This window comes from Candidimonas nitroreducens (assembly GCF_002209565.1).
Classification (GTDB): domain Bacteria; phylum Pseudomonadota; class Gammaproteobacteria; order Burkholderiales; family Burkholderiaceae_B; genus Candidimonas; species Candidimonas nitroreducens.
Genome location: NZ_NJIH01000010.1, coordinates 103,764 through 127,272 on the forward strand (window position 1 = coordinate 103,764; position 23,509 = coordinate 127,272).

A 23,509-nucleotide genomic window follows, 5' to 3' on the forward strand; every position below is an offset into this window, starting at 1 on the left:
TGCCTAGGCCCGTACCGGCTCATACCATGGCAAATCGGGCTGCGCTCCGTAGCGCCGTACTCGGATATTCGCCTGTTCGCCGTGGCCCGCGAAGTTCTCCATGTGGCACAGGCGCGAGCAATAAGCGCCGATCTCGGCACTGGTCTGATCGTTCAACACGCGCTGGTACGTGCAGGTCTTCAGGAACTTACCCACCCACAGGCCACCCGTATAACGGGCGTTGCGATTGGTCGGCAGGGTGTGATTGGTGCCAATGACTTTATCGCCGAATGCCACATTGGTACGTGGCCCGAGGAACAGCGCGCCGAAATTAGTGAGCCTGCTCAGGAAATAATCGGGGTCTCGCGTCATGACCTGCACATGCTCGAAGGCAAGGTCGTCAGCAACCTGCAGCATCTCCTCATCAGTGTCGCAAACGATGACTTCCCCGCAATCAGCCCAGCTCTTGGCGGCCACCACGGCAGTGGGCAGCTTATCGAGCTGCCGCCGGATCTGGGCCATGGTGTCGTGCGCCAGTGCCTCGCTCGTGGTCAACAGGATGGCGGGCGAAGTGGGCCCGTGCTCGGCCTGCCCCAGCAAGTCGACCGCACACAGCTCGCCATCCACACTGTCATCAGCAATGACCAGCGTTTCCGTAGGCCCGGCAAACAGATCTATCCCCACACGACCATACAGCTGGCGCTTGGCCTCGGCAACAAACATATTGCCCGGCCCTACCAGCATATCGACAGGAGCAACGCTATGCGTGCCCACCGCCATCGCCACCACGGCCTGCACGCCACCAAGCACCAGGATCTCGTCGGCGCCCGCCATGGCCATCGCCGTGACGATCGCGGGATGCGGCGCCCCATGATAAGGAGGCGCGGTAGAGACGATTCGCCCGACGCCGGCTACCTTGGCCGTCAGCACACTCATGTGAGCCGAGGCAAGCATCGGATACTTGCCACCGGGGATATAGCATCCCACGGCGTTGACGGGTATGTGCTTGTGCCCCAGGACTACCCCCGGATGAGTTTCCACTTCCACATCCAGCATCGAATCGCGCTGGATCTGCGCGAAATTGCGGATCTGCTTTTGCGCAAAGGCTATATCTTCGATCTCGCGCGGCGACAGCTGCTTCCTGGCCTCTTCGATCTGGGCCTGGCTGAGCCGAAAATCAGCCGGATCCCAGTTGTCAAATTTGCGGCTGTATTCACGTACCGCCGCATCACCTTGTTCTTCGATGTGCTTGATGATGCCTTCGACGGTAGCCCGCACCTTTGCATCCGCATCCATCTTGACTTGCCCCGATCTACCTTGCTTCAAATATCGAATCATTGTCCTGATCTCACGTAAAGAAAAGCTCAGGCGCCACTTTCGATGCATTGCATACGTATGCAAATAGGTATAAACCCTAGGCAAGCACGCCACGACAAAATCCTTATTCGTCGCCGCTCCGATACTCCCCGGCTGTCGCCAAAATAAAAGCCACAGATACTCCGTGGCTTTTATTTGTAATCCGGAAGAGGCTGCAATACTGCCCGCAGCCCCGCCCGGGTTTCTTCGCTGATTTGCCTTAGGCGGCGGTTCCCGAGTTGGCCGTGACGGGGCCTTGCGGGCCGCCCTGGGCCTCGATGCCGCCGATGGCCTTCATGGACAGGCGCAGGCGGCCCTTGTCGTCGGCCTCGATGACCTTGATGCGCACGACCTGGCCCACCTTCAGCACATCGTTGATGTTGGCGATGCGGTAGTTGGCGATTTCGGAAATGTGCAGCAGGCCGTCGCGGCCGGGCAGCACCTGCACGATGGCGCCGAAGTCCAGCAAGCGCAGCACCGGGCCTTCATACTCTTGGCCGACTTCGACGTCGGCGGTAAGTTCCTTGATGCGGCGCTCGGCTTCGCGGGCCTTGTCCAGGTCGGCGCTGGAGATGGTGATGAGGCCATCGTCGCCAATGTCGATCTGGGTGCCGGTTTCTTCGGTCAGGGCGCGGATGGTGGCCCCGCCCTTGCCGATCACGTCGCGGATCTTCTCGGGGTTGATCTTGACCGAGAGCATGCGCGGCGCGAATTCCGACAGCTCGGTGCGCGAGCCTTCCAGCGCATCGCGCATCTTGCCCAGGATGTGCATGCGGCCTTCGCGGGCCTGCGACAGCGCCACCTGCATGATTTCCTTGGTGATGCCCTGGATCTTGATGTCCATCTGCAGGGCAGTGATGCCATGCACGGTGCCCGCCACCTTGAAGTCCATGTCGCCCAGGTGATCTTCGTCGCCCAGGATGTCGGTCAGCACGGCGAACTTGCCGCCGTCCTTGATCAGGCCCATGGCCACGCCGGCCACGTGTTCCTTGATGGGCACGCCGGCGTCCATCATGGCCAGCGAGCCGCCGCACACCGACGCCATCGACGACGAGCCGTTGGATTCGGTAATTTCGGAGACCACGCGGATCGTGTACTGGAAGTCTTGCGCTTCGGGCAGCAGCGAGATCAGCGCGCGCTTGGCCAGGCGGCCGTGGCCGATTTCGCGGCGCTTGGGCACGCCGAAGCGGCCGGTTTCGCCGGTGGCGAACGGCGGCATGTTGTAGTGGAGCATGAAGCGGTCGCGGTGCTCGCCCATGATCGAGTCGATGATTTGTTCGTCCTGCTTGGTGCCCAGGGTGGCGACCACCAGGGCCTGCGTTTCACCGCGGGTGAACAGAGCGCTGCCGTGGGCGCGCGGCAGCACGCCCAGGCGGATCGAGATCGGGCGCACGGTGCGCGTGTCGCGGCCGTCGATGCGGGCCTCGCCATTGAGGATCTGGCCGCGCACGATGCGCGCTTCCAGGTCGAACAGGATGTTGTCGACTTCGACGCCATCGGGCTCGGCTTCGCCGCGGGCGGCGGCCTGCTCGGCCAGCTTGGCCTTGACGTCGGCGTAGACTTCACGCAGCTTGGTGGTACGGGCCTGCTTCTCGCGGATCTGGTAGACGGCGGTCAGATTTTCCTGGGCGGCGGCGGAAACGGCGGCGATCAGGGCCTCGTTGCGCGGCGCCGGCTGCCAGTCCCATTCGGGCTTGCCGGCTTCGGCGACCAGGTCATGTATGGCGTTGATGGCGGCCTGCATCTGCTCGTGGCCGAAAACCACGCCGCCCAGCATTACGTCTTCGGACAGCTGCTTGGCTTCGGATTCGACCATCAGCACGGCGGCCTCGGTGCCGGCCACCACCAGGTTCATGGACGAATCCTTGAGCTGCGCGGTGGTGGGGTTGAGCACGTACTGGCCATCGACATAGCCGACGCGGGCCGCGCCGATCGGGCCGTTGAAGGGGATGCCGGAGATGGCCAGCGCGGCCGACGCGCCGATCATCGCGGGAATGTCGGGATCGACCTCGGGGTTGACCGAAACGGTGTGGATGATGACTTGCACATCGTTGTAGAAGCCCTCGGGGAACAAGGGGCGCAGCGGCCGGTCGATCAGGCGCGAGGTAAGGGTTTCTTTTTCCGAGGGCTTGCCTTCGCGCTTGAAGAAGCCGCCCGGGATGCGGCCGGCCGCGTAGGTCTTTTCGACATAGTCGACCGTCAGGGGGAAGAAGTCTTGGCCGGGCCGGGGTTTCTTGGCAGCGACCACGGTAGCCAGCACCACGGTGTCGTCGACCGACACCAGCACGGCGCCCGACGCCTGTCGGGCCATTTCGCCCGTTTCCAGCACGACCGTATGCTGGCCGTACTGGAACGATTTCGTCACTTTATTGAACATCACACAATATCCTTACTATAGAAAAGGTGCCGCATGTGCCGCTTGCACGGCCGAGCCCGTATGAGCCCCTGCGAACCCTGCTTCGTATCGGCGAGCCGGCCCGGAAACAAAAAACCGTGGACGCCGCGACATTCCATCGCAGCGTCCACGGTTTGCATCAGCGAGCCCGCCGCGGGATCACTTACGCAGACCGAGCTTTTCGATCAGCGTGCGATACGAATCGGGATTGCGGCCCTTGAGGTAATCGAGCAGTTTGCGGCGGCGGCTGACCATACGCAGCAGGCCGCGGCGCGAATGGTGGTCTTTCATGTGAGTCTTGAAATGGCCGGTCAGCTCGTTGATGCGAGCCGTCAGCAGCGCTACTTGTACTTCGGGGGAGCCGGTATCGCCCTGGGCGCGTTGATATTGCGCGACGATATCGGATTTCTTGATGTCGGAAACAGACATTTATGGCCTCTTTGACTGGCGTCAGGGCCGAGGTGCCCTGACGTGGCGTTAATGAACAAAACAATAGCTATGGATACAACTGGGTGTTCCCGGCACAACCACGCGCGGCCTGCACTGCGGCCGCCCACGAACAGGCGCATACATGCCCCGCCCGCTTTGTTTGCTCGGAAACCGTGGCATTATAGCGGATTAGCCGGCAATGCGCCCCTGAGCGGGCGCCCAGGCCCTCAGTTCGACCAGCCCCCATCCATGACATGGATTGTCCCGGTCGTGAAGCCTGCCTCGTCCGAAGCCAGATAGGCCGCCAGCGCGGCGACCTCTTCCGCCGTGCCCAGGCGCCCGATCGGCTGGCGCGCGACGAAGGCGGCTTCGATGTCGCCCGGGCTTTTGCGGTATTTGGCGGCCTGCATGGCAATGCGCTCTTTCAAGGAAGGCGATGCGATGGTGCCGGGGCAAATGGCGTTGCAGCGTATGCCGCTGGACACGAAGTCAATCGCGACGGATTTGGTCAAACCGATGACCGCCGCCTTCGAAGTCCCGTACACAAAACGATTATTCCCCCCTTTTACGCTCGAGACCACCGAAGACATATTGACAATCGAGCCGCTGCGCTTTTCCAGCATGCCGGGCAGGAAGGCCCGGATGGTGTGATACATCGAGCGCACATTCAGAGTCATGGAGAACTCCCAGGCATCGGGATCCGTATCGAGGATAGTGCCATCGTGCACATAGCCGGCGCAATTGAACAGGACATCGATCGGGCCCAGCTTGCCGGCCAGGGCCCGAACGGCGGCCTCGTCGGTAACATCCAAGGTCTCTGTATGGCAGCCCTGCAGGCCGGCAAGCGATTTCTGCTTGATATCCGTGGCAATGACGGTCGCCCCTTCCCGGGCGAACAGGCTTGCCGTCGCACGCCCGATACCTTGTCCGGCCGCGCTTACCACGGCCAACTTTCCTGCTAGACGACCTGCCATTGCTGCTCCTCCCAGGGCCAGATAGTGGTTTTCCATATAGTGGTCGGACACCGGGCTCTATCAGCCCGGCGCGACCACGGCGATATATTTGGGCCACGGCTCGATGCGGGCGCCGCTATTTTGACGGCCGGACACGTCCGAGCCGGCGATGCACTGCTCTTGCCCGCCCAGCAAATCGATCAAACGCAGACGCGTGGCGCCGCAGGCCCAAGCGGGCCAGGCATCCGTCGCATGGCTCCCCGCCTCGGCCGAAGACAGGAGAAGGTCATGGCTGCCCGCTCGCAATTGCGCATGCCAGCCGGAAGCACCGTGCGCCGCCCCCGATACGTATACGGGCCGGGAATCCAGCTCGCTGAACAGACGATGAGTATTGCGGATCAGCCGCCCCGCGGGCCGGGGGTCGTAGTGGCGATCCACCACCCCGTGGCGCGGGTAGTAGCCGCGATCCAGGTCGGCAAACATGTCGAGCATGATCTTGCAGCCGGGTATGGTCGCGGCGGCCAGCAGCTTGAGCATGTAGCCGGCTATACCCTCGTCGTCAGCGTTGCAGGGCCCCGGATCCGAGGCCGCCCAGCTGGCGGTCAGTATTGCCGTCGGCCCCGAGCCGCCCAGCGCGGTGCGCGCCGCCAGGGCTGCCGCACACGGGTCATCCGATGAGGTAGTCCGGTAAACGACACCGTATGGCTGCTGCCCGCGGGCTGCAGCCGTTTCCATGAGCGAGGCCACCTTTTGCCTGTCGCTCTCGACCAGAAAGCCCGCAGCCAGGAAATGCGGGTAGTTGATCTGCTCGTGGCGATATTGGGCCGAATTCTCGAACTTGGCAACGGCGACACTGACGCGCCGGCCCGGAAACTTTTCAAGCAAGGCGAGCAAGTCTGCAACCTGGCCAAAGGGAACCACAATTTCCCAACAATGCAATATTGCCGCATTGCCCTCGATGAAATCGATATCTACACCACTGGGCAAGCCCCTGGACTGGACATGAATCTGATACCCGAGGCGGCTCAAAAGCACGATCCGCTCGTGGCTGCCTGCATCACGCAAATCGTCCAGAAACACGCGCGCGGATTTAATTCCCAGATGCCACATGCCTTCAAGCGCGAAATCAGAGCGCACACGCTTGCGTATGAATTCGTCAGTGGTGTTGTTCGCGGATATTGTGCTTATCTGCGCCCACTGATGCCGCAACGTCACCCCCAACCCAGGCCCATCGGCGCAAAAAACGGACGAGGGCATGACATCGGCGGCCCTGTCGTGATCGGCGCCGGTAACCCCATAGCTGCGCACATAATGAACGTGATGGCCGGCGGGCATGACATCGACCAAGAGGAAACCCAGTTTTGCCGGCTCGTTGCGGCCGAACTCCGCCTGCTCTGCAGGGGCGATCTGGAACAGCTCGGCATAGTCGCGGCGCACAAAGGAAGTCGACGGCAGAATATAGAAATGCGCGTCTTTGCGCTGGTTGTAGAAAAAATTATGCACGTGCCCGGAAAAGACTCCTTCGATGCCATAGCGGTCTATGCAGTCCAGCAGCCAGCCCCGGGCGGGCTCGTCGATATTGTCGTAATGGCTGGCCTCGTGCTCGTCGAGCAGGTAAACCGGGTAATGCGTGACTAGAAAAATACGCTTGCCCTGCACCGTCCGCAGGTGGGATTCCAGCCACTCGCGCTGCTGCCTTTCGATGTCATGGCCGGAATTCAATATGGGCGAATTGATGAAAACGAAGTGGCAGCCTTTGTGCTCGATACCCTGGTATGCGGGCCCGTAATACTGCTCGTACAACTTGGTGCATTCGGGCGTCGCAGCCGGGGCCGGCATCCACGTCGACGGCTTGTCGCCGATATCCTGGTTGCCCGGCGTAGAGTAAATGGGCATCTGCAAGGGGCGATAGATGGACTTGGACACGGCCGCGGCATTGTCAAAGTGAGGCCCGAATGCGGGGACGTGAAGTATGTCTCCACAATGGATGACAAAATCGGGCTTGCTGGCATTAAGCATGCTTACAACGGCGGCATTGCGCATGTTGTTGCGCGTCGAACTACCCGTTGGTTCGGGCTCTATATGCGAATCCGCAATGACCGCGAACCGAAACAAAGGCGACTGCATGCGATGTTCCATTAAACACTTCCGGTTAAGGCGCCACAGGAATGCAGGCGCCCGGCGCTATTGAGCGTGAAGCGAATCAATAACCTTGGACCAGCTTGAAATCTCGTCGCCCAGAAACTTCTTGAGATAAGCCGGGGTGCTGACTACAGGGTAATTGCCGGCAGCGGAGATTTTGTTGCGGATTTCAGGCTTGTCCATGGCATGCTTGGCTGCCAGATAGATTTTTTGAACAATGGGCTGCGGCAGGTCTTTCGGAGCGAACAATGCCAGCCAGCTCGATATTTCGAACCCGGGCAGGCCAGCCTCCGAGAAGGTGGGCACGTCCGGAAACCTGTCCCATCGCTTGGGCAGGGCGATCGCCAGGATCTTGAGGTCTTTGCTCTTGACGAACGGCAGCACGGCCGAAATATTATTGAACGAAACCTGCACGCGGCCCGCGACCAGCTCGGGGATCAGCGCATTCTGCCCTTTGTAAGGCACGTGCACGATGCGGCTGTCGGTAACTTTATTGAACAGCACCCCCGCCAAATGCTGGGTCGTACCTACCCCGCTGCTGCCGTAATTCAGTTTTCCCGGATTCTGATGGGCGTACTGAATGAAAGACTTCACAGAATCGGCCGGTACGCTTCGAGGAACAACCATTACCGAAGGCACCATCGTCAGCAACGAGATCGGCGTGAAGTCTTTCACGGGATCAAACGGCGTGTTTTCGATCAGGCGCTTGTTGATTGCCAGCGAAGCGCTGGCCAGGAGTATCGTGTATCCGTCGGGCTTGGCTCTGGCTACATAATTCATGCCTATATTCGCGCTGGCCCCCGGCTTGTACTCGATGATGATGGGCTGGCCCAGGGTTCTGGACATATCGTCCCCAATCAGGCGGGCGACGACGTCGGGGGCCCCGCCCGGCGGGAATGGCACGATCAGACGTATGGGGCGGCTCGGATATGACGCGGGGCTGGCCGCGGCATAGCCCATCGGCAACAGCGCCAATATGCCGCCGCACAGCATGGTCAGCCTTTTCAGAGTATTGCGTTTCCTTGTAATAGATTCGTGCAGCGCAGACATGTCAACTCCTCCTTAATTTTCTGGAAATCAGATCGATTTCTCTTTTCAAAGCAGCATCGATGCGGATACGCGCCGCATCGTCAAAGCGGCCGCTGAGCCCCGATACACTGATGGCCCCCAGCACGTCGCCCGAATCGCTCAAAATTGCGCGCCCTATGCAGCAGGCGCCGACTTCGTTTTCTTCGAGATCCAGCGCCGGTGCGCCTTGCCGTATCAGATCAAGCTGAGCGTACAAGGCGGCAACGTCCGTAACCGTCGAGCCGGTCAATGCAGGCAAAGGCCCGTCTTCGCAAATATGGCGCCGCTGCACTTCGGGCAGGTAAGCCAGCATGGCTTTGCCGCAAGCGGTCGCGTGATAATGAGAATGCGTCCCCACATAATAGGCAGCCCGCAAACCGTAGCTTCCTTCTATGCATTCGATGATTGTCAATTTGTCGGCTAAAGGTTGAGCGAAATTTATGGTTTCGCGTGTTTCGCTGCAAAGCCGCAAAAGGCTGTCGTAGACCAGATCCCTGAGTTGAAGCTGGCGCTGAACCACGCTTCCAAGTTCCAGGTTCTTGAGTCCCAAACGATATTTGCGGTTGTTCTGCCCCCTGCTGACAAAACCCAGGTCTTCCAGGGTCGCCAGAATATGAAACGCCGTCGTTTTATGCAGGCCGCTCTGGCGCGATAATTCGGCGATGCCAATTCCGTCTGCCCCCTGGGCAGCGATCAGATCAAGAAGCTGACCGGCGCGGATTATTGCCTGTATGCGAGGCGCCGCGGCCTTGCTTGCCGACTCCTTGCCTTTCATTAGAAAACGCCGTAGCTGCGGTACGTGTCCGCGGCCGACGCGCCTGTCGCGAGCGCAGCCCTTACCTTGTCTTCCGCACTTGCTTTCGTAGCCGCCTCGCGGACGACAGAGTCGATCATCTTGGCGGGCACAACCACCACGCCGTCCGACGCGCCGAGCACGAGGTCGCCCGGCGCGCAATAAACACCCGCGCAAAGAACCGGCTGGTTCAAGGCCACGATTTCCCTGTGATACAGCATGTCGCTCATGTGGCGGCCCCGGGCGAATACGGGATAACCGGAAGCCAGCACACGATCCGAGTCACGGTAATAGCCATCGATAACGACCCCGTTGCCGCCACGGCGCCGGGCCCGCTCGGTACACAGTTCCCCCCAGACACAACAGCCCAAGGTGTCGGTAAGCAATACTTCTCCGGGCGACAGTTGATCGATAGCTTCGAACAACAACCCATACTCTTTGCTGGGATCCGGAGCCTGCTCCAAGGGACGGGACGACATGGTTCGTACCACCCCCACCGTTCTCAAGCCAGGGGCGATGCCTTGCAGGCCGGCATCCATCGTGCGCTGCCTGACGCCACGCTTGTTAAGCACGTCGGACACCGCACACGGGTCAACGCTCAGACACAGCTCCCACAAATCGTCTTCTACGAACTTGCCGGGCCGATGCATCTCGTACATATCATCTCCGTAGTTTTATAATATAAAACTTATTAATATCAATAACTTGCTTGATAGGCGAATATTATTTCCTATGGCTGCACATGTCAATGTTGTTATGAATTAATTCCTTTTCCATTAAGTTTTATAATATAAAACTTAATAAGGATGATCGTCGGGCTGCGCTACCCGCGAACCGAAGAAAGGAATCGAAAGCGAAACTGGAACGCGTGCGGACGGGGCGGCGATGCAAGCTCGCGCACGGACTGCGGACGCCCGCCGCTGCGGCACGGAAGACATGGCCGCATACCGCCGCAACCGGGCACGGCCAACACAAGCAAAGGGCGAAGAGGCAACCGCCAGAACCGGCATCAAAAAGGAAAAACTTCGGCTACAGTATGCAAAGCAACGCGCCGGTATATTGACCGGCATGGCAATGCCAAGCCACAGCGGCAACTGGACTAAACTTCCCGTAGTACAGGCTCGGTATGGCGCAAGCCTGGGCTCGCGGGCCCAGGGATACGCCGATTGGCCAATACTCATGCAGGAGCATGGCAATGATCCGCAACAAACCCGCTTACATACCGGCACGCAGCCTGCGCGCCGCGCTGGCTCTGGCCGTGCTGGGCACTCTGGGCGCTTGCGCCAACATGAGCGAACTGCCCCAGGGCACGCCACTGGCGCAGATCGAGGCCAAGTACGGCCGCCCGAATTTTTCCTGCCCCGACGCCGGCGGCGGCCAGCATCTGATCTGGAGCCAGCAGCCCATGGGGCAATACGCCTGGGGCGTGCATGTCGACGGCGCCGGCCACACCGGCAAGGTTGCCGCGCTGCTCACCGACGAGCACTTCAAGATGCTCGCCCAAGGCACCTGGAGCCAGGAACGCGTGCGCTGCGAATTCGGCCCCCCGGCCGTTATCGACCGCGTGGGCCTGCCGTCCAGCGACCAGCTCGTCTGGAGCTACCGCTACCGGCAGAGCGGAGCCTGGAATTCACTGATGTACGTGTATTTTGGCCATGACGGCTCGCACGTCACGCACTTCAACCCCGGCCCCGACCCCATGTACGACCACGACCGCTGGTCGTTCTTCTAGCCGAACGAGGCCGCTGCTCTGCGAGGCTGCGGCTCAGGCGCTGGTTTATGCAAGCGGGGCACGGCGTGGCCCCCCGCTCAATGCGGCCAGGCCGTCTGTGCGCAGCCCGGAAAATCGGCACAGAGAGATGGGAGCATCCGCCCCCCTATGCCCCCATGCCACCCCGCTACTGGATGTCGTCCGGCGTGTCTTCGTGGCTGGCCTGGCGCATGCGGCTGCCGAGCCTGCGCGCCCGGCGCCAGCGCCAGTAAAATACCGCCCAGCCCGACAGGCCATAGATCACGAACAAGCCGAACAGCACCACCGGCGGATCGCTGGACACGAAGACGAACACCGCCACCAGCACCAGAATCACCCAGAAGGGCACGCTGCGGCCCAACGCGAAGGTCTTGCCGCTGTAGAACGGCGCGTTGCTGACCATGGCGACGCCGGCATAGACCGTAAAGGCGAAGGCTAGCCACGCTATGGTGCCGCTTTGCAGCGAAAACTTGTTGTCGACCGCCAGCCAGACGAAGCCGGCCACCAGAGCCGCTGCCGCCGGGCTGGGCAGCCCTTGGAAGAAGCGCTTGTCGACCACGCCGATATTGGTGTTGAAGCGTGCCAGGCGCAATGCCGCGCCCACCACGTAGACGAAAGCCGCCAGCCAGCCCCAGCGCCCCAGCCCGCGCAGGCTCCATTCGTAGATGACCAGCGCGGGAGCGATGCCGAACGAGGCCATGTCGGACATGGAATCGTACTGCTCGCCGAATGCCGACTGGGTATTGGTAAGGCGCGCCACGCGGCCATCCATGCCGTCGAACACCATGGCGGCGAAGATCGCGATGGCCGCGACTTCGTAGCGGCCGTTCATGGCCTGCACCACGGCATAAAAGCCGGCAAACAGATTGGCGGTGGTGAAGGCATTGGGCAGCAGGTAGATGCTGCGCCGCCGGGTGTGCTCGTCCAGATTGAAGTTAGGCATGTCAGGCCTCGTTCGCGGCAGGCAGCTCGGCCAGCACAGTACTGGTGGCCGATACCTTGTCGCCCAGGGACACCCTGGGGCGCGATTCCGGCGGCAGGTAGACGTCGACCCGCGAGCCAAAGCGTATGAAGCCATAGCGCTGGCCGCGATACAGATGGTCGCCGGTCTTGCTGTAGCACAGGATGCGCCGCGCCACCAGGCCGGCGATCTGCACCGAGGTCACCAGCCCGCCCTGGCGGGTGCGCAGCACGATGGCGTTGCGCTCGTTCTGCTGCGAGGCCTTTTCCAGGGAGGCATTGAAGAACTGGCCGGCGAAGTAATCGGTGGACACCACCTCGCCGTCGACCGGGGCGCGGTTCGAGTGCACATTGAAGACGTTCATGAAGACGCTGATCTTCAGGGCGTCGCGGTGCGCATAGGGGTCTTGAACCTGCTCGACGGCGACCACGCGGCCGTCGGCCGGCGACAGCACGTTCAGCTCGCCATCGGGCGCCGCGCGCGGCGGATCGCGGAAAAACTGCACAACGAACAGAGTAATCAGCCACAAGGGCAGCGCGGCCCAGAGCGACCAGAAGCTTACGGCCAGCGACACCACCACGGCGATCGCAATAAATGGCCAGCCCTCGCGGGCAATGACCGGATGCGGATAGGAAGGTTTATTCATCGTAAGGCGAAGAATAACCGAATTGGGGAGCCTCGGCCTCTACATGCAGCGCGGGGGGAAGCCCCGCACAGGCCAGCCTGCCGGCGGCGATTCCCCAGTTGCCGGGGTCGAATTGGCGGGTTCGACCCGCCGGTTCGCTATGCGAATACCACCAACGGGCGCTGCGGGCGCCGCGGGTGCGGCAGGATCTCGGCCTCGACACCGTACGCGCGCCGGATGTGTTCCGCCGTGAGAACCTCCGCCGGCGCACCGCAGGCCAGCACCGCGCCGCCGGCCAGCAACACGATACGGTCGGCCCAGGCAGCCGCCAGATTCAGGTCGTGCAGGATGACCAGGGCGCCGATGCGCTCGGCACGCGCCACGTCCCCGACCGCACGCAACAATTCCTGCTGGTGCAGGGGGTCGAGGCTGGAAGTGGGCTCGTCCAGCAGAATATAGCGGGCCTGCGGGTCGGCGTCGCGGGCCGCCAATGCCTGCAGCAGCACCCGCGCGAACTGCACGCGCTGCTGCTCGCCACCTGAAAGCTCGAGGTAGCGCCGCTGCGCGTAGCCGGCCATGCCGGCCAGCCCCAGCGCACGCCGCGCCAGCGCATCCACCTCCCGGGAAGCAAGCTCGGCAAACGGATAGGCGCCCATGCCCACCACCTCTTCCACCGTCAAGTCGAAGCCCAGCCCGGGGCGCTGCGGCAGCACCGCGCGGGCGCGCGCCTGGGCGGCGGCGTCCAGTTCGGCCAGGGCCCGCCCATTCAAGCGGATCGCCGCGCCGGCGCGCCTCGAAGGCTGGGGCGACAGTTCCCCCGCCAGTGCGGACAGGAAACTGGATTTGCCGGCGCCGTTGGCGCCCAGCAGGCACAGCACCTCGCCCTCGGCCAGTGCCAGGTTGATGTCGCGCAGCACGCTGCGCGCGCCGCGGCTCACGCCGAGGCCGCGAGCCTCGAAAGCCCCACCCATGCTCATTGCGCCCCCTCCCGCCGTCCCGCGCGAAACAGCAGCCAAAAGAAGAACGGGCCGCCCACCAGCCCCGTAACCAGGCCCACGGGCAGTTCGGCCGGCGCCACTACCAGGCGCGCCGCGCAGTCGGCCAGCGTCAGGGCCAATGCGCCGCCCAGGGCCGAGGCCGGCAGCAGGTAGCGGTGGTGGGCGCCCAGCAGCATGCGCGCCAGGTGCGGCACGACCAACCCGACGAATCCGATGCCGCCGGTAACAGCCACCATGGGCCCGACCGCCAGCGCCACGGCCAGGATCAGGCGACGCCGCAAGGGCGCCAGGGCGAAGCCCAGGTGCGTGGCCTCGCGCTCGCCCAGCAGCAAGGCGTTCAGCTCGCGCCAGCATCGGCAGAAATACCCCAGCAGCAGCAGTGTCCATGGGCCGAAGAAGGCCAGCAGATGCCAGTTGGCGCCGGCCAGGCTGCCCATGCTCCAGAAGGTCAGGTCGCGCAACTGGTCGTCGCTGGCAATATAAGTGCACAAGCCGATGGCACTGCCGGCCAGGGTGTTGATGGCGATGCCCGCCAGCAGCAGCCCTGCCATGCCGGAATAGCGGCGCCCCGCCACGTAGGCCAGGAAGGTGGCGCCCAGCCCTCCGGCGAACGCCGCGCCCGCCACTACAGGCAGGCCGGCCGCGCCGGCCACGATGGCGCATACCGCCCCGAGCGCCGAACCGGAAGAAATACCCACCAGCCCCGGCTCGGCCAGAGGATTGCGGAACAAAGCCTGCATCACCGCGCCGGCCACGGCCAGCGCGGCGCCAGCCGCCATGGACAGCAGCACGCGCGGCAAGCGAATGTCCAGCAGGACGCTGCGCAACAGCCGGTCGTCCGGCAGCGTCTCGCCCCACAGCAGCGCAGGCAGGCGCGACCACGGAATGGACATGGCGCCGCTGGCGCTGGCCGCCAAGGCGGCCAGCAGCAGACAGAGGGCCAGCCATGCCAGCACCGGACGTGGCGCCAGCCTGCCCGCAGGCAAGTGTCGCCTTTTGACGGCGGATGCTTTGGCGGCGGACGCGGTGTTCATTGCGCCGCCTGCTTCAGATCGCGTATGGCCAGCGCAAGCCGCGGCCCCAGGCCCAGGGCCAGCAGATCGTCCATGGCGACGATGCGGCCGGCGCGCGCCGCCGGCGTATCGGCCACGCCGGGCCGGGCGCGCAAGGCAGCCATGCCGCCCACGGCCCGCAGCGAAGCCGTGGTGATGACGATCATCTCGGGCGCCAGGGCCGCCAGGCCTTCGGCGGACACCGGCTTGTAGCCGCGCTGCTGCGCCAGGGCATTGTCCAGTCCAGCCAGTTGCAGCAGCGCATTGGCCGCCGTGTCGCGGCCAGCCGCCTGGAACTGGCCGCTGCGATTGACCAGCAGCAACGCACGGCGCCGCGGCGCCTGCAGCGCACGTGCCGCGTCGATCTGCGCACGCAGCCGCGCGACCAGCGTCTCGCCCGCCCGCGGCACGCCCAGCACCTCGGCGATCTGCGCCACGCGCCGGTACAGGGAATCTACCGAGGGGGCATCGGACACACGCCGCACCGCCAGGCCCAGGGACTCCAGCCGCGCCAGGGCCTGGGGCGGCCCGGCGTTTTCGGAAGCCAATACCAGGTCGGGACGCAGGGCCAGCACGCCTTCCACCGGCACCGCGCGGTAGTACCCGACACGCGGCAGGCGCGTGGCCGCCTCGGGGTAAAGGCTGGACAGATCGTCGGCCACCAGGCGGCCGCCCTGCCCCAGGTCGTAGACGATTTCCGTGACGCTGCCGCCCAGCGACACGACACGCCGCGGCGCCGCAGGCGCCGCCAGCGCCGCGACCGGCATGCCTGCGCACAGCAGCGCGGCCAGGAAGCTGCGGCGAGGCAAGCTGGCTCCCGCAGCCCGTGCCGCGCCTGGAGAATCCGAGCGGCATACAGGCCGCGAGGTGAACAGGAAGCGCCTCATCTCAAGCTGCCAGCGGCACCGGGCAGTAGCCCACCATCAGCTCGCGCCAGGCAGCCAGTTCCGGCACGCCCGGCTTGCGCGCGCCGAAGAACTGCACGATCAGTTCGCCGCCGGCGGTATAGCCCTCCAGCGACGTGATCCAGCCGTCGTCGCTCGGGCGATTGACGATCCAGGTGGAGTCGATGGCCGTGGTGTCCAGGTGCAGATTGAAGTGCGGTTCCAGCACGTTGAACCAGGGCCCGGTGCGCAGCAGGTGCTGGATGGGGCCGGAGTGGATCTGCACCATGCCGCGGTTGCCTACGAAACACATGATGGACGTGCCGCGCTCGACCACCGCATGCAGCATGCGCTCTATTGTGTCGTTGGGGATCGGCTGGGCCAGGTCGGTGCCGGCCTCGCACAAAGCCGCCAGGCGCGAAAGCTTGTGGCGCTTGAGCAGCCCCGCGAATTCGTGAGTGTCCTTCATGGCCAGCCACTCGCCGCGCAGGCTGGCGGCAGCTTCCGCGCCTTCCGCCGCGGCGGACATCGGCGCATCGTCCTTGGCGCCGGCATCGATACCCGCATCACCTTCGGCACCGGCGTCACGATCGGCAGCAGGCACTGCAACATCAACGGCCGCGCCCGCAGAACCTTCGGCGGGCCGCTCCGCGCCGGCAGCGTCCGGCGCCAGCTGCGGCCAGACCGGATCCGGATCCAGCAGCGAGGCCACCAGCGCCTCGTAGGCCTGCACATCGCTGGCATCGGTGCAATACACCTTGTGCATCGCCTCGCCCCGCGCATCGAAGAACTGCAGGCTGCGCCGCTGGCCGTCGTCGACGGCCACCGTATGCTTCCAGTGGCTGAAGAACATGCGCAGATCGATGTCCGGGCCCAGCACGATGCCCATGCTTTTGCCGGCGCGGATGTCTTCGTAGCGGCCATGGCGTTCGTGCACGCACCACTCGTTGCGCGTCAGCGCCATCACCCGCCCCAGTTCGCCCAGGCGGCGGAATACGTCCTGTGGCGGCTGGCGCAGCACGCGCGCACGGATGCCGCCGCAGCCGGCCAGCACCAATTCCAGTTCGCTGACTTTCATCTGCGCGGCCAGATTGCGGATGCGCGCCTTGGGCGCGGCGGCGGCCAGTTCGGCGTAGCGCTCGCGCAGGGCCCGGCCCTGCTGTTCGAATTGTTGCGTCGTCATTTCAAGCTCCTCGTGTTCATGACATGAAATAAGAAATGGGCGCCCCGGCCTGGGGCGCGCGTCCCGGCTCCAGGCCGGTATTCACTGTCCGATCGATACGGGATCGATACCCCTTCGATAACCCCCCAATGCCCGTTCCATACCCGTCAACACCAAGTCGACACAGGCTCGCTGCGGGGTCGATGCCCGCTCAATACCGGTACGTCACGGCCACCCGCAGCGAACGCCCCGGTTGCGTATAGGTGTCCACCGGCAGGGGAATCGCCGAGCCTCCCGCCGTGGGCACGTCCAGCGCATTCCAGTACTTCTTGTCGAAAACGTTGTAGACACCCGCCTGCACCCGCAGCCCCTTGACCGCCGTAGGCTTCCACCACGCGGTCAGATCCAGCAGCCCATAGCCGGGCGCCTGGAAGTCGGCATAAGGCGCGTCGGCCGTGGCCTGCGGGTACTCCACCTGATGGCGCGGCCGCGCCGCGGTGACAATACCCTCGGCGCCCCAATGCTCGGTGCCATAGCCCAAGGCTGCGACGATCTTGAGCGGCGCCACCGAATTCAGGTGCTGGCCGGTGTCCTGGTCGCGGCCGTCGGCCCATGCCAGCGCGCCGCGCACGTGCCAGCCGGGCTGGAACTGCCAGTGCCCGCTCAGTTCGGCGCCGTAGATGCGCACGTGGGCGCGGTTGACATAACCGGTGACACCCAGCGGATACAGACCGTTCCACGCCTGCTGCCACTCGGCGGATGATGCCGTCAGCGGCACGCCTTCGATGAAATTGCGATAGCGGTTGTCGTAGAAGCTCAGGCGCCCGCCCAGCTTGGCATCGCCCGCATCGACGCCCAATTCCCAGCCGTGGCTGGTCTCGGGCTTCAGGTCGGGATTGCCCACGCTCAGATAGGTGCCCGGGCCGCCGTAGTTCAGGTACAGCTGAGTGGCGGAAGGCGCCTTGAAGCCGTAGCCGTACTTGGCGTAAAGCGTGACGTCTTCACGTGGCCGGAAGCTTGCCAGCAGCGACGGAGACAGGCGCTGGCCGCTGCTGGACGACAGGCTTTGCACGCCCGAATTGGGGTTGCTGGAATACGAACCGCCGCTCTCGGGCTTCTGCCGGTAGGCGTCGAAGCGCAGCGCGGGGGTCAGGCCGTAGCGTCCGTCCGCCCAGGACAGTTCGTCCTGCGCCCACAGCGCCCATTGATTGCCGGTGACACGCGGCATGTCGGACTGGTTGCTGTGCAAAAAGCCGCAGGTGCGCGGGCCGAAGAGCGCGGGCAGGCCTGGCGGCACGGCGGGGCAGTTGTCGTAGCCGGCGGACAATTGCTCGGTGCGATTGCCGTACCATTGCGCGCCCACGCTCCAGTGCTGGGCCACGGCTCCGGCCAGATGCCCCGCCGCGCGCGCCTGCAGCCCAAAGCCGGATTCTTCTATGGAATTGTCGCGGCCGTAGGGGCCGCTGGGATATCCGTAGCGGAACGGATCGCCAGGAATGATGTAGGCGCGCGCATCCGTGTTGTGCAGGCCGTCGTTGGCGGTGTCCAGACGCATGCGCTGCCAGTACAGCTTGACTCCCGCTTCGTCCAGCGCAGCCTGCCCTTGCGGCGAACGGTAGCCGTAATCCAGCATCACGCGGTCGCGCGCCAGCTCTTCGTTCGTCGTATCGTGGCCGATCTGGAAATCTTCCGCCGCGCCTTGTTCCGTGCGCATGTCGATCGTCGACTGGCGCCGGAACGTGTCGCCGCTCAGGCTCAGCGTATGGCCGCTCGACCATTCGTGCTGCAGCACCAGGCGCGCGTTCTGCTGCTTGTAGGTTTCGGGGTTTGGCTGCTCGCGCTGCGCGCCGTAGCCGCCGCGGTCGGCCATGTTCTGCAGTTCATGGCCGCGGCGCTGGCCGGCCTGCAGCAGCCACGAGGTGCCCTCGCCCACCCTGCCCGCCAGAGCGGCGTCGGCACCGATGCTGTCGTCGGCGCTGTCGTGGCCCGACTTGAGCAAAGCGCCGAAATCCCTGCCCGGCTGCAGCACATCGGCAGGCATCAGGCTGCGCAGCGCCAGCGCTCCGGCCAGAGCACCCGAACGCGCCGCATTCGGGCCGCGCAGCACCTCGATGTCGGTCAGGGTATTGAAGTCTATGGTGTTCAGGCCGCCCTGCACACCGCGCGCGCCGTCGGTGAGCCACGGCAGCGCCACCCCATCGAGGGTCGTTGCAACGCGATCGCCGTCCAGCCCGCGCAGGTTGACACTGTTGTTCTGGCGGTTGAAGTTCACGCCAGGCTCGCCGCGCTGGCTCAGGTCGTCCCAGCTATTGATCGACCGGTCATCGAGCTGCGCCCGCGTGGTAATGGTGGCGCCGTCGGGCAGCGCCGTCTGCAGCGCCTGGCCTTGTACCGTGACCGGCGCCAGCGACGGAACCGCCGCGGCATCTCCGGCCTGCGGCCCCTGCGCTTGAGCTGCCACTTGCGCCACACCGGGCGTGGCCAGCACCATCAGCAGCGCCCCGCTGCACCATACCGTCGACTTGCTGCTAGCCATGCCTACATCCTAAAAATAGAAATAAGACACGAAATGATAACTATTATTATTTATAAATGCAAAGGGAGCTTAGCGTGATGCGAAAGAGGGACGGACAGGTATTGCCAAAACCCCGGGGCCGTGCGAAAAAAGGCACCAATCCGGCACTGCCCAACTTGCGGCCTGCAGGCTGGCCAGACTCGACAAGGGCGACAACAAAAGAGGCGGCCACATGGGCCGCCTCGGGGCTTGCGCGGCGCGGCCGGGCCGCTACGCGCAAAAGGGTACAGCGATCAGTTCTTGCTTTGGTCGACCAGCTTGTTGGCCGCGATCCAGGGCATCATCGCGCGCAGCTTGGAGCCCACCTGCTCGATCTGCGATTCGGCATTGATGCGCCGGCGCGAAAGCAGCGTGGGAGCGCCCGCGGCGTTCTCGAGGATGAAGTTCTTGGCATACGCGCCCGACTGGATGTCGGCCAGCGCACGGCGCATGGCGGCACGGGTGTCGTCGGTGATGATCTTCGGGCCGGTTTCGTACTCGCCGTACTCGGCGTTGTTCGAAATCGAGTAGTTCATGTTGGCGATGCCGCCTTCGTAGATCAGGTCGACGATCAGCTTCAGCTCGTGCAGGCACTCGAAGTAAGCCATTTCCGGCGCATAGCCCGCTTCCACCAGGGTTTCGAAGCCGGCCTTGATCAGTTCGACGGTACCGCCGCACAGCACGGCCTGTTCGCCGAACAGGTCGGTCTCGGTTTCTTCGCGGAAGTTGGTCTCGATGACACCGGCGCGGCCGCTACCGATGGCGCAAGCGTAGGACAGCGCCACGTTGCGCGCAGCGCCCGACTTGTCTTGATGCACGGCAACCAGCGAAGGCACGCCGCCACCCTGGCGGTAGGTGCCGCGCACGGTGTGGCCAGGCGCCTTGGGCGCGATCATGATGACGTCGATGTCGTCGCGCGGCACGACCTGGCCGTAGTGGATGTTGAAGCCGTGCGCGAAAGCCAGCGCGGCACCCGCCTTGATGTTGGCGGCGACGTGATTGCGGTAGACCTCGGCGATGTTCTCGTCGGGCAGCAGGATCATGACCAGATCAGCCCCCTTGACGGCCTGGTCGACTTCCTGCACCTGCAGGCCGGCGTTCTCGGCCTTGCTCCAGGAAGCACCGTTCCTGCGCAGGCCCACCACCACGTTCACGCCAGACTCGTGCAGGTTCAGCGCATGCGCATGGCCTTGCGAGCCGTAGCCGATGATGGCGACCTTCTTGCCTTTGATCAGGGACAGGTCGCAGTCTTTGTCGTAATAGACTTTCATTTTTACAGAGCTCCAGTATTTAAAGCAGTATTTTTGTTGCGCAAACCCGGCAGGCCGGGCAATGGATTCGCCTTGAACACGGGCCCGGCCGATACGGCCGGCCGGCCCGCGCAATCGAGTAACTATTCAATATTCAACGGTAATTCTGTGAAAAGCCTGCACGGAATCAACGCCGCCGCATCCGCACATCAACATTCAAACCGCCGATATTTTAATTTACGCGGCCCGCATGCGAAGCGAGCACGGCGCCAGGCGCCGGCCACACCCCGCAAGCGGCCCGGGGCTACAGCTTCAGCACGCGTTCGCCGCGGCCTATGCCCGACACGCCCGTACGCACGGTTTCCAGGATCGCGCTGTGATCCAGCGCCCCCAGGAAGGCTTCGATCTTTTCCTGTACGCCAGTCAGCTCGATCGTGTAGACCTTGTCCGTCACGTCGATGATGCGGCCGCGGAAAATATCGGCCATGCGCTTCATTTCTTCGCGCTCCTTGCCCACGGCACGCACCTTCACGAGCATCAGCTCGCGCTCGATGTGCGCGCCTTCGGACAAGTCCACCACCTTGACCACGTCCACCAGGCGGTTCAAGTGCTTGGTGATCTGCTCGACGATCTCGTCCGAGCCTTCGGTGACGATGGTCATGCGCGACAGCGTCGAGTCTTCGGTGGGCGCCACCGTAAGGGTCTCGATGTTGTAGCCGCGCGCCGAGAACAGGCCTACCACGCGCGACAGCGCACCCGGTTCGTTTTCCAGCAGGATAGAAATCACATGCTTCATTATTTCCTCTCCTTGCAGGTCAAAGGTCTTCGGAACCGAGCAACATCTCGGTCAGGCCGCGGCCGGCCTTCACCATCGGCCAGACGTTTTCGGTCTGGTCGGTGATGAAGTCGAGGAATACCAGGCGGTTGCGATGCTTGCCGAACGCCTCGCGGATCGCCGGCTCGACGTCGGCCGGCTTGTCGATGCGCATGCCGACGTGACCATAGCTTTCGACCAGCTTGACGAAGTCGGGCAGCGCGTCCACGTAGGACTCGGAATAGCGCGAGCCGTAGTCGATCTGCTGCCATTGCCGCACCATGCCCAGGTAGCGGTTGTTCAGGCACAGGATCTTAGGCGTCAGCTTGTACTGGTTGCAGGTGGACAGTTCCTGGATGTTCATCTGGATCGAGCCCTCGCCGGTGATGACGGCGACCTCGCTGCCCGGATTGGCCATCTGCACGCCCATGGCGTAGGGCAGGCCCACCCCCATGGTGCCCAGGCCGCCGGAATTGATCCAGCGCCGCGGTTCGTCGAAGCGGTAGTATTGCGCCGCCCACATCTGGTGCTGGCCCACGTCGGAAGCGACGAAGGCCTTGCCCCCGGTCACGTCCCACAGCGTCTCGACCACGGACTGCGGCTTGATGACCTCGTCGGACGTTTCGTACTTCAGGCACTGGCGGGCGCGCCAGCCGTCGATCTGCCCCCACCACTTGGCCAGCGCCGCCTTGCCGGCGGCCGACGGGCCCTGGCCCTGTTCGGCGGCCTGGCGGTAGAAGCCGTTGAGCTCTTGCAGCACGTCCTTGACGTTGCCCACGATGGGCACGTCCACCCGCACGCGCTTGGAAATCGACGACGGATCGATGTCGATATGTATGATCTTGCGCGGATTCTGCGCGAAATGCTTGGGGTTGCCGATGACGCGGTCGTCGAAGCGCGTGCCCACTGCCAGCAGCACGTCGCAGTTCTGCATGGCCATGTTGGCCTCGTAGGTGCCGTGCATGCCGGGCATGCCCACGAAACGGCGGTCGCTGGCCGGGAACGCCCCCAGCCCCATCAGTGTGGTGGTGCAGGGCGCGCCCAGCATCTCGACCAGCTCACGCAGTTCCGGCGCGGCATCCGACAGCACTACGCCACCGCCTGAGTACACCATCGGCCGCTCGGCGCCGAGCAGCATCTGCACGGCCTTCTTGATCTGCCCCTGGTGGCCCTTGACCACCGGCGCATACGAGCGCATGTGCACCTCGCCCTTCTTGGGCGTGAACTTGCACTGTGCGACCGAGACGTCTTTGGGGATATCGACCAGCACCGGGCCGGGCCGGCCGGTGCGCGCGATGTAGAAGGCGCGGCGCATGGTTTCCGCCAGATCCTTGACGTCGCGCACCAGGAAATTATGCTTGACGCAGGGCCGCGTGATGCCCACCGTGTCGCATTCCTGAAAGGCATCTTCGCCGATGGCGTGCGTGGGCACCTGGCCGCTGATGATCACCATCGGGATCGAATCCATGTACGCCGTGGCGATGCCGGTGACGGCATTGGTGACGCCGGGGCCGCTGGTGACCAGGGCCACGCCCACCTTGTTCGACGAGCGCGAATACGCGTCGGCCGCATGCACGGCAGCCTGCTCGTGGCGCACCAGAATGTGCCTGAATTTGTCTTGCTTGTAGATTGCGTCGTAGATGTACAGCACGGCGCCGCCAGGATAGCCGAAAACGTGTTCCACGCCTTCTTCGGCCAGGCAGCGCACGACGATGTCGGCGCCATTGAGTTCCATGTTGTATTCCTTTCATGACCGGCGCTGCCGCCCCGATCGGCCATTGAAGGCCAGAGACGGGCCGGTCGCGGCAACATGATCCGGCGCTTTGTGGCTCACGGAGCCACGCCACCCGGACACCTTGCCGCCCCGACACGCACTCGTCGAAACGCAGCACGCGCGTTCAAATGAACGCGGGGAGGTAGAAATGGACGCCTTGGCAACACACGCTTTTGGCGCGGCCACGGGCAAATTGATTATCAGCACTCTGTGCAGCGCCGCGTCATGAACGCGGGCATGCACCAGACACTAAAGGCGCAAAAAACCGGGCGGATGGCCCGGAATAGGAAGCCTGGGCGAGACCACCCTGGATAAACGGGCGATCCGATTGTGGCTACTTTACCGCGTTGCACAAACGGAAGCAAATCGCAACCGGCCGCCGCAGGCCTGTGGGCCCCGCTACAGGCCCCACCGCGGCCAGCCATGCCGCCCACGGTCTTGCCGCCAACAGCGCGGCATGCTCCAGCGCGGTATGCAAGTGCGCCGCCCCCGCCGGCCTCGATTTTTCCAGGGCGCACGCCTCTGCCCCTGGCCGTCCTCCTCTATACTTGGCGTGTCCCAAGCTTCCCC

The 23,509-nt window shown here is 63.9% G+C and carries 19 protein-coding genes; 1 reads left to right on the plus strand and 18 read right to left on the minus strand.

The window, feature by feature from the left end:
- Positions 1–3: 3 nt before the first annotated feature.
- The 8 genes from hisD to CEY11_RS17875 all read right to left on the minus strand — a co-directional run bounded on the left by hisD (position 4) and on the right by CEY11_RS17875 (position 9,774).
- Positions 4–1,317, minus strand: coding sequence for a histidinol dehydrogenase (gene hisD / locus CEY11_RS17840; protein WP_088604767.1), 1,314 nt, complete (start codon positions 1,315–1,317; stop codon positions 4–6).
- 238 nt (positions 1,318–1,555) lie between these two features.
- A complete protein-coding gene (pnp, locus tag CEY11_RS17845; RefSeq protein WP_088604768.1) occupies positions 1,556–3,712 on the minus strand; it encodes a polyribonucleotide nucleotidyltransferase in 2,157 nt (718 codons plus the stop codon).
- A 177-nt stretch (positions 3,713–3,889) separates the two neighbouring features.
- A complete protein-coding gene (rpsO, locus tag CEY11_RS17850; protein WP_088604769.1) occupies positions 3,890–4,159 on the minus strand; it encodes a 30S ribosomal protein S15 in 270 nt (89 codons plus the stop codon).
- Positions 4,160–4,386: 227 nt separating this feature from the next.
- Positions 4,387–5,133 carry an SDR family oxidoreductase gene (locus tag CEY11_RS17855; RefSeq protein ID WP_088604770.1) on the minus strand — a complete coding sequence of 249 codons (747 nt, stop codon included), beginning with the start codon at positions 5,131–5,133 and terminating at the stop codon, positions 4,387–4,389.
- 60 nt (positions 5,134–5,193) lie between these two features.
- Positions 5,194–7,251, minus strand: coding sequence for a metallophosphoesterase family protein (locus CEY11_RS17860; protein WP_088604771.1), 2,058 nt, complete (start codon positions 7,249–7,251; stop codon positions 5,194–5,196).
- Between the two features lie 45 nt (positions 7,252–7,296).
- Positions 7,297–8,304 (minus strand): Bug family tripartite tricarboxylate transporter substrate binding protein, encoded by a 1,008-nt coding sequence (locus tag CEY11_RS17865; RefSeq protein WP_088604772.1) that lies wholly within the window; start codon positions 8,302–8,304, stop codon positions 7,297–7,299.
- Between the two features lies 1 nt (position 8,305).
- Positions 8,306–9,097: an IclR family transcriptional regulator gene (locus tag CEY11_RS17870; RefSeq protein WP_088604773.1), complete on the minus strand. Its 792-nt coding sequence runs from the start codon at positions 9,095–9,097 to the stop codon at positions 8,306–8,308.
- The gene (locus CEY11_RS17875; RefSeq protein WP_088604774.1) at positions 9,097–9,774 is read right to left on the minus strand and encodes an RraA family protein; all 678 of its coding nucleotides are present in this window, start codon (positions 9,772–9,774) and stop codon (positions 9,097–9,099) included. Before CEY11_RS17875 ends, CEY11_RS17870 begins: the two co-directional genes overlap by 1 nt.
- Positions 9,775–10,310: 536 nt before the next feature.
- Here CEY11_RS17875 and CEY11_RS17880 point away from each other — a divergent pair.
- Positions 10,311–10,847 (plus strand): hypothetical protein, encoded by a 537-nt coding sequence (locus CEY11_RS17880; RefSeq protein ID WP_088604775.1) that lies wholly within the window; start codon positions 10,311–10,313, stop codon positions 10,845–10,847.
- A 166-nt stretch (positions 10,848–11,013) separates the two neighbouring features.
- On the opposite strand, the gene pssA is transcribed toward CEY11_RS17880, so the two are convergent.
- From pssA to CEY11_RS17935, 10 genes are all read right to left on the minus strand, one after another.
- Positions 11,014–11,808, minus strand: coding sequence for a CDP-diacylglycerol--serine O-phosphatidyltransferase (pssA, locus tag CEY11_RS17885; RefSeq protein WP_088604776.1), 795 nt, complete (start codon positions 11,806–11,808; stop codon positions 11,014–11,016).
- 1 nt (position 11,809) lies between these two features.
- A complete protein-coding gene (locus CEY11_RS17890) occupies positions 11,810–12,472 on the minus strand; it encodes a phosphatidylserine decarboxylase (RefSeq protein ID WP_088604777.1) in 663 nt (220 codons plus the stop codon).
- Between the two features lie 137 nt (positions 12,473–12,609).
- On the minus strand, positions 12,610–13,428 hold the full coding sequence (locus tag CEY11_RS17895) for a heme ABC transporter ATP-binding protein (protein ID WP_233154949.1): 819 nt from the start codon (positions 13,426–13,428) through the stop codon (positions 12,610–12,612).
- Positions 13,425–14,381, minus strand: a complete 957-nt coding sequence (locus CEY11_RS17900; RefSeq protein WP_233154968.1) for a FecCD family ABC transporter permease — start codon at positions 14,379–14,381, stop codon at positions 13,425–13,427. The genes CEY11_RS17895 and CEY11_RS17900 overlap by 4 nt, the downstream gene beginning before the upstream one ends.
- 98 nt (positions 14,382–14,479) lie before the next feature.
- Positions 14,480–15,268: a heme/hemin ABC transporter substrate-binding protein gene (locus CEY11_RS17905; RefSeq protein ID WP_233154969.1), complete on the minus strand. Its 789-nt coding sequence runs from the start codon at positions 15,266–15,268 to the stop codon at positions 14,480–14,482.
- A 121-nt stretch (positions 15,269–15,389) separates the two neighbouring features.
- Complete coding sequence (locus CEY11_RS25800; RefSeq protein WP_233154950.1) at positions 15,390–16,568, minus strand: hemin-degrading factor; 1,179 nt, start codon at positions 16,566–16,568, stop codon at positions 15,390–15,392.
- A gap of 190 nt (positions 16,569–16,758) precedes the next feature.
- Positions 16,759–19,083: a TonB-dependent hemoglobin/transferrin/lactoferrin family receptor gene (locus CEY11_RS17920; RefSeq protein WP_088604781.1), complete on the minus strand. Its 2,325-nt coding sequence runs from the start codon at positions 19,081–19,083 to the stop codon at positions 16,759–16,761.
- A 272-nt stretch (positions 19,084–19,355) separates the two neighbouring features.
- A complete protein-coding gene (gene ilvC, locus CEY11_RS17925; protein WP_332888375.1) occupies positions 19,356–20,486 on the minus strand; it encodes a ketol-acid reductoisomerase in 1,131 nt (376 codons plus the stop codon).
- A gap of 169 nt (positions 20,487–20,655) precedes the next feature.
- Positions 20,656–21,147, minus strand: a complete 492-nt coding sequence (gene ilvN / locus CEY11_RS17930; protein ID WP_088604783.1) for an acetolactate synthase small subunit — start codon at positions 21,145–21,147, stop codon at positions 20,656–20,658.
- Positions 21,148–21,166: 19 nt separating this feature from the next.
- Positions 21,167–22,900, minus strand: coding sequence for an acetolactate synthase 3 catalytic subunit (locus CEY11_RS17935; protein ID WP_088604784.1), 1,734 nt, complete (start codon positions 22,898–22,900; stop codon positions 21,167–21,169).
- Positions 22,901–23,509 lie beyond the last annotated feature (609 nt).

What these genes read in the sequence shown, in the direction of transcription:
- hisD (WP_088604767.1), bottom strand. Translation starts at nt 1,317, where the DNA reads ATGATTCGATATTTGAAGCAAGGTAGATCGGGGCAAGTCAAGATGGAT.
- pnp (WP_088604768.1), bottom strand. Translation starts at nt 3,712, where the DNA reads ATGTTCAATAAAGTGACGAAATCGTTCCAGTACGGCCAGCATACGGTC.
- rpsO (WP_088604769.1), bottom strand. Translation starts at nt 4,159, where the DNA reads ATGTCTGTTTCCGACATCAAGAAATCCGATATCGTCGCGCAATATCAA.
- CEY11_RS17855 (WP_088604770.1), bottom strand. Translation starts at nt 5,133, where the DNA reads ATGGCAGGTCGTCTAGCAGGAAAGTTGGCCGTGGTAAGCGCGGCCGGA.
- CEY11_RS17860 (WP_088604771.1), bottom strand. Translation starts at nt 7,251, where the DNA reads ATGGAACATCGCATGCAGTCGCCTTTGTTTCGGTTCGCGGTCATTGCG.
- CEY11_RS17865 (WP_088604772.1), bottom strand. Translation starts at nt 8,304, where the DNA reads ATGTCTGCGCTGCACGAATCTATTACAAGGAAACGCAATACTCTGAAA.
- CEY11_RS17870 (WP_088604773.1), bottom strand. Translation starts at nt 9,097, where the DNA reads ATGAAAGGCAAGGAGTCGGCAAGCAAGGCCGCGGCGCCTCGCATACAG.
- CEY11_RS17875 (WP_088604774.1), bottom strand. Translation starts at nt 9,774, where the DNA reads ATGTACGAGATGCATCGGCCCGGCAAGTTCGTAGAAGACGATTTGTGG.
- CEY11_RS17880 (WP_088604775.1), top strand. Translation starts at nt 10,311, where the DNA reads ATGATCCGCAACAAACCCGCTTACATACCGGCACGCAGCCTGCGCGCC.
- pssA (WP_088604776.1), bottom strand. Translation starts at nt 11,808, where the DNA reads ATGCCTAACTTCAATCTGGACGAGCACACCCGGCGGCGCAGCATCTAC.
- CEY11_RS17890 (WP_088604777.1), bottom strand. Translation starts at nt 12,472, where the DNA reads ATGAATAAACCTTCCTATCCGCATCCGGTCATTGCCCGCGAGGGCTGG.
- CEY11_RS17895 (WP_233154949.1), bottom strand. Translation starts at nt 13,428, where the DNA reads ATGAGCATGGGTGGGGCTTTCGAGGCTCGCGGCCTCGGCGTGAGCCGC.
- CEY11_RS17905 (WP_233154969.1), bottom strand. Translation starts at nt 15,268, where the DNA reads ATGCCGGTCGCGGCGCTGGCGGCGCCTGCGGCGCCGCGGCGTGTCGTG.
- CEY11_RS25800 (WP_233154950.1), bottom strand. Translation starts at nt 16,568, where the DNA reads ATGACGACGCAACAATTCGAACAGCAGGGCCGGGCCCTGCGCGAGCGC.
- CEY11_RS17920 (WP_088604781.1), bottom strand. Translation starts at nt 19,083, where the DNA reads ATGGCTAGCAGCAAGTCGACGGTATGGTGCAGCGGGGCGCTGCTGATG.
- ilvN (WP_088604783.1), bottom strand. Translation starts at nt 21,147, where the DNA reads ATGAAGCATGTGATTTCTATCCTGCTGGAAAACGAACCGGGTGCGCTG.
- CEY11_RS17935 (WP_088604784.1), bottom strand. Translation starts at nt 22,900, where the DNA reads ATGGAACTCAATGGCGCCGACATCGTCGTGCGCTGCCTGGCCGAAGAA.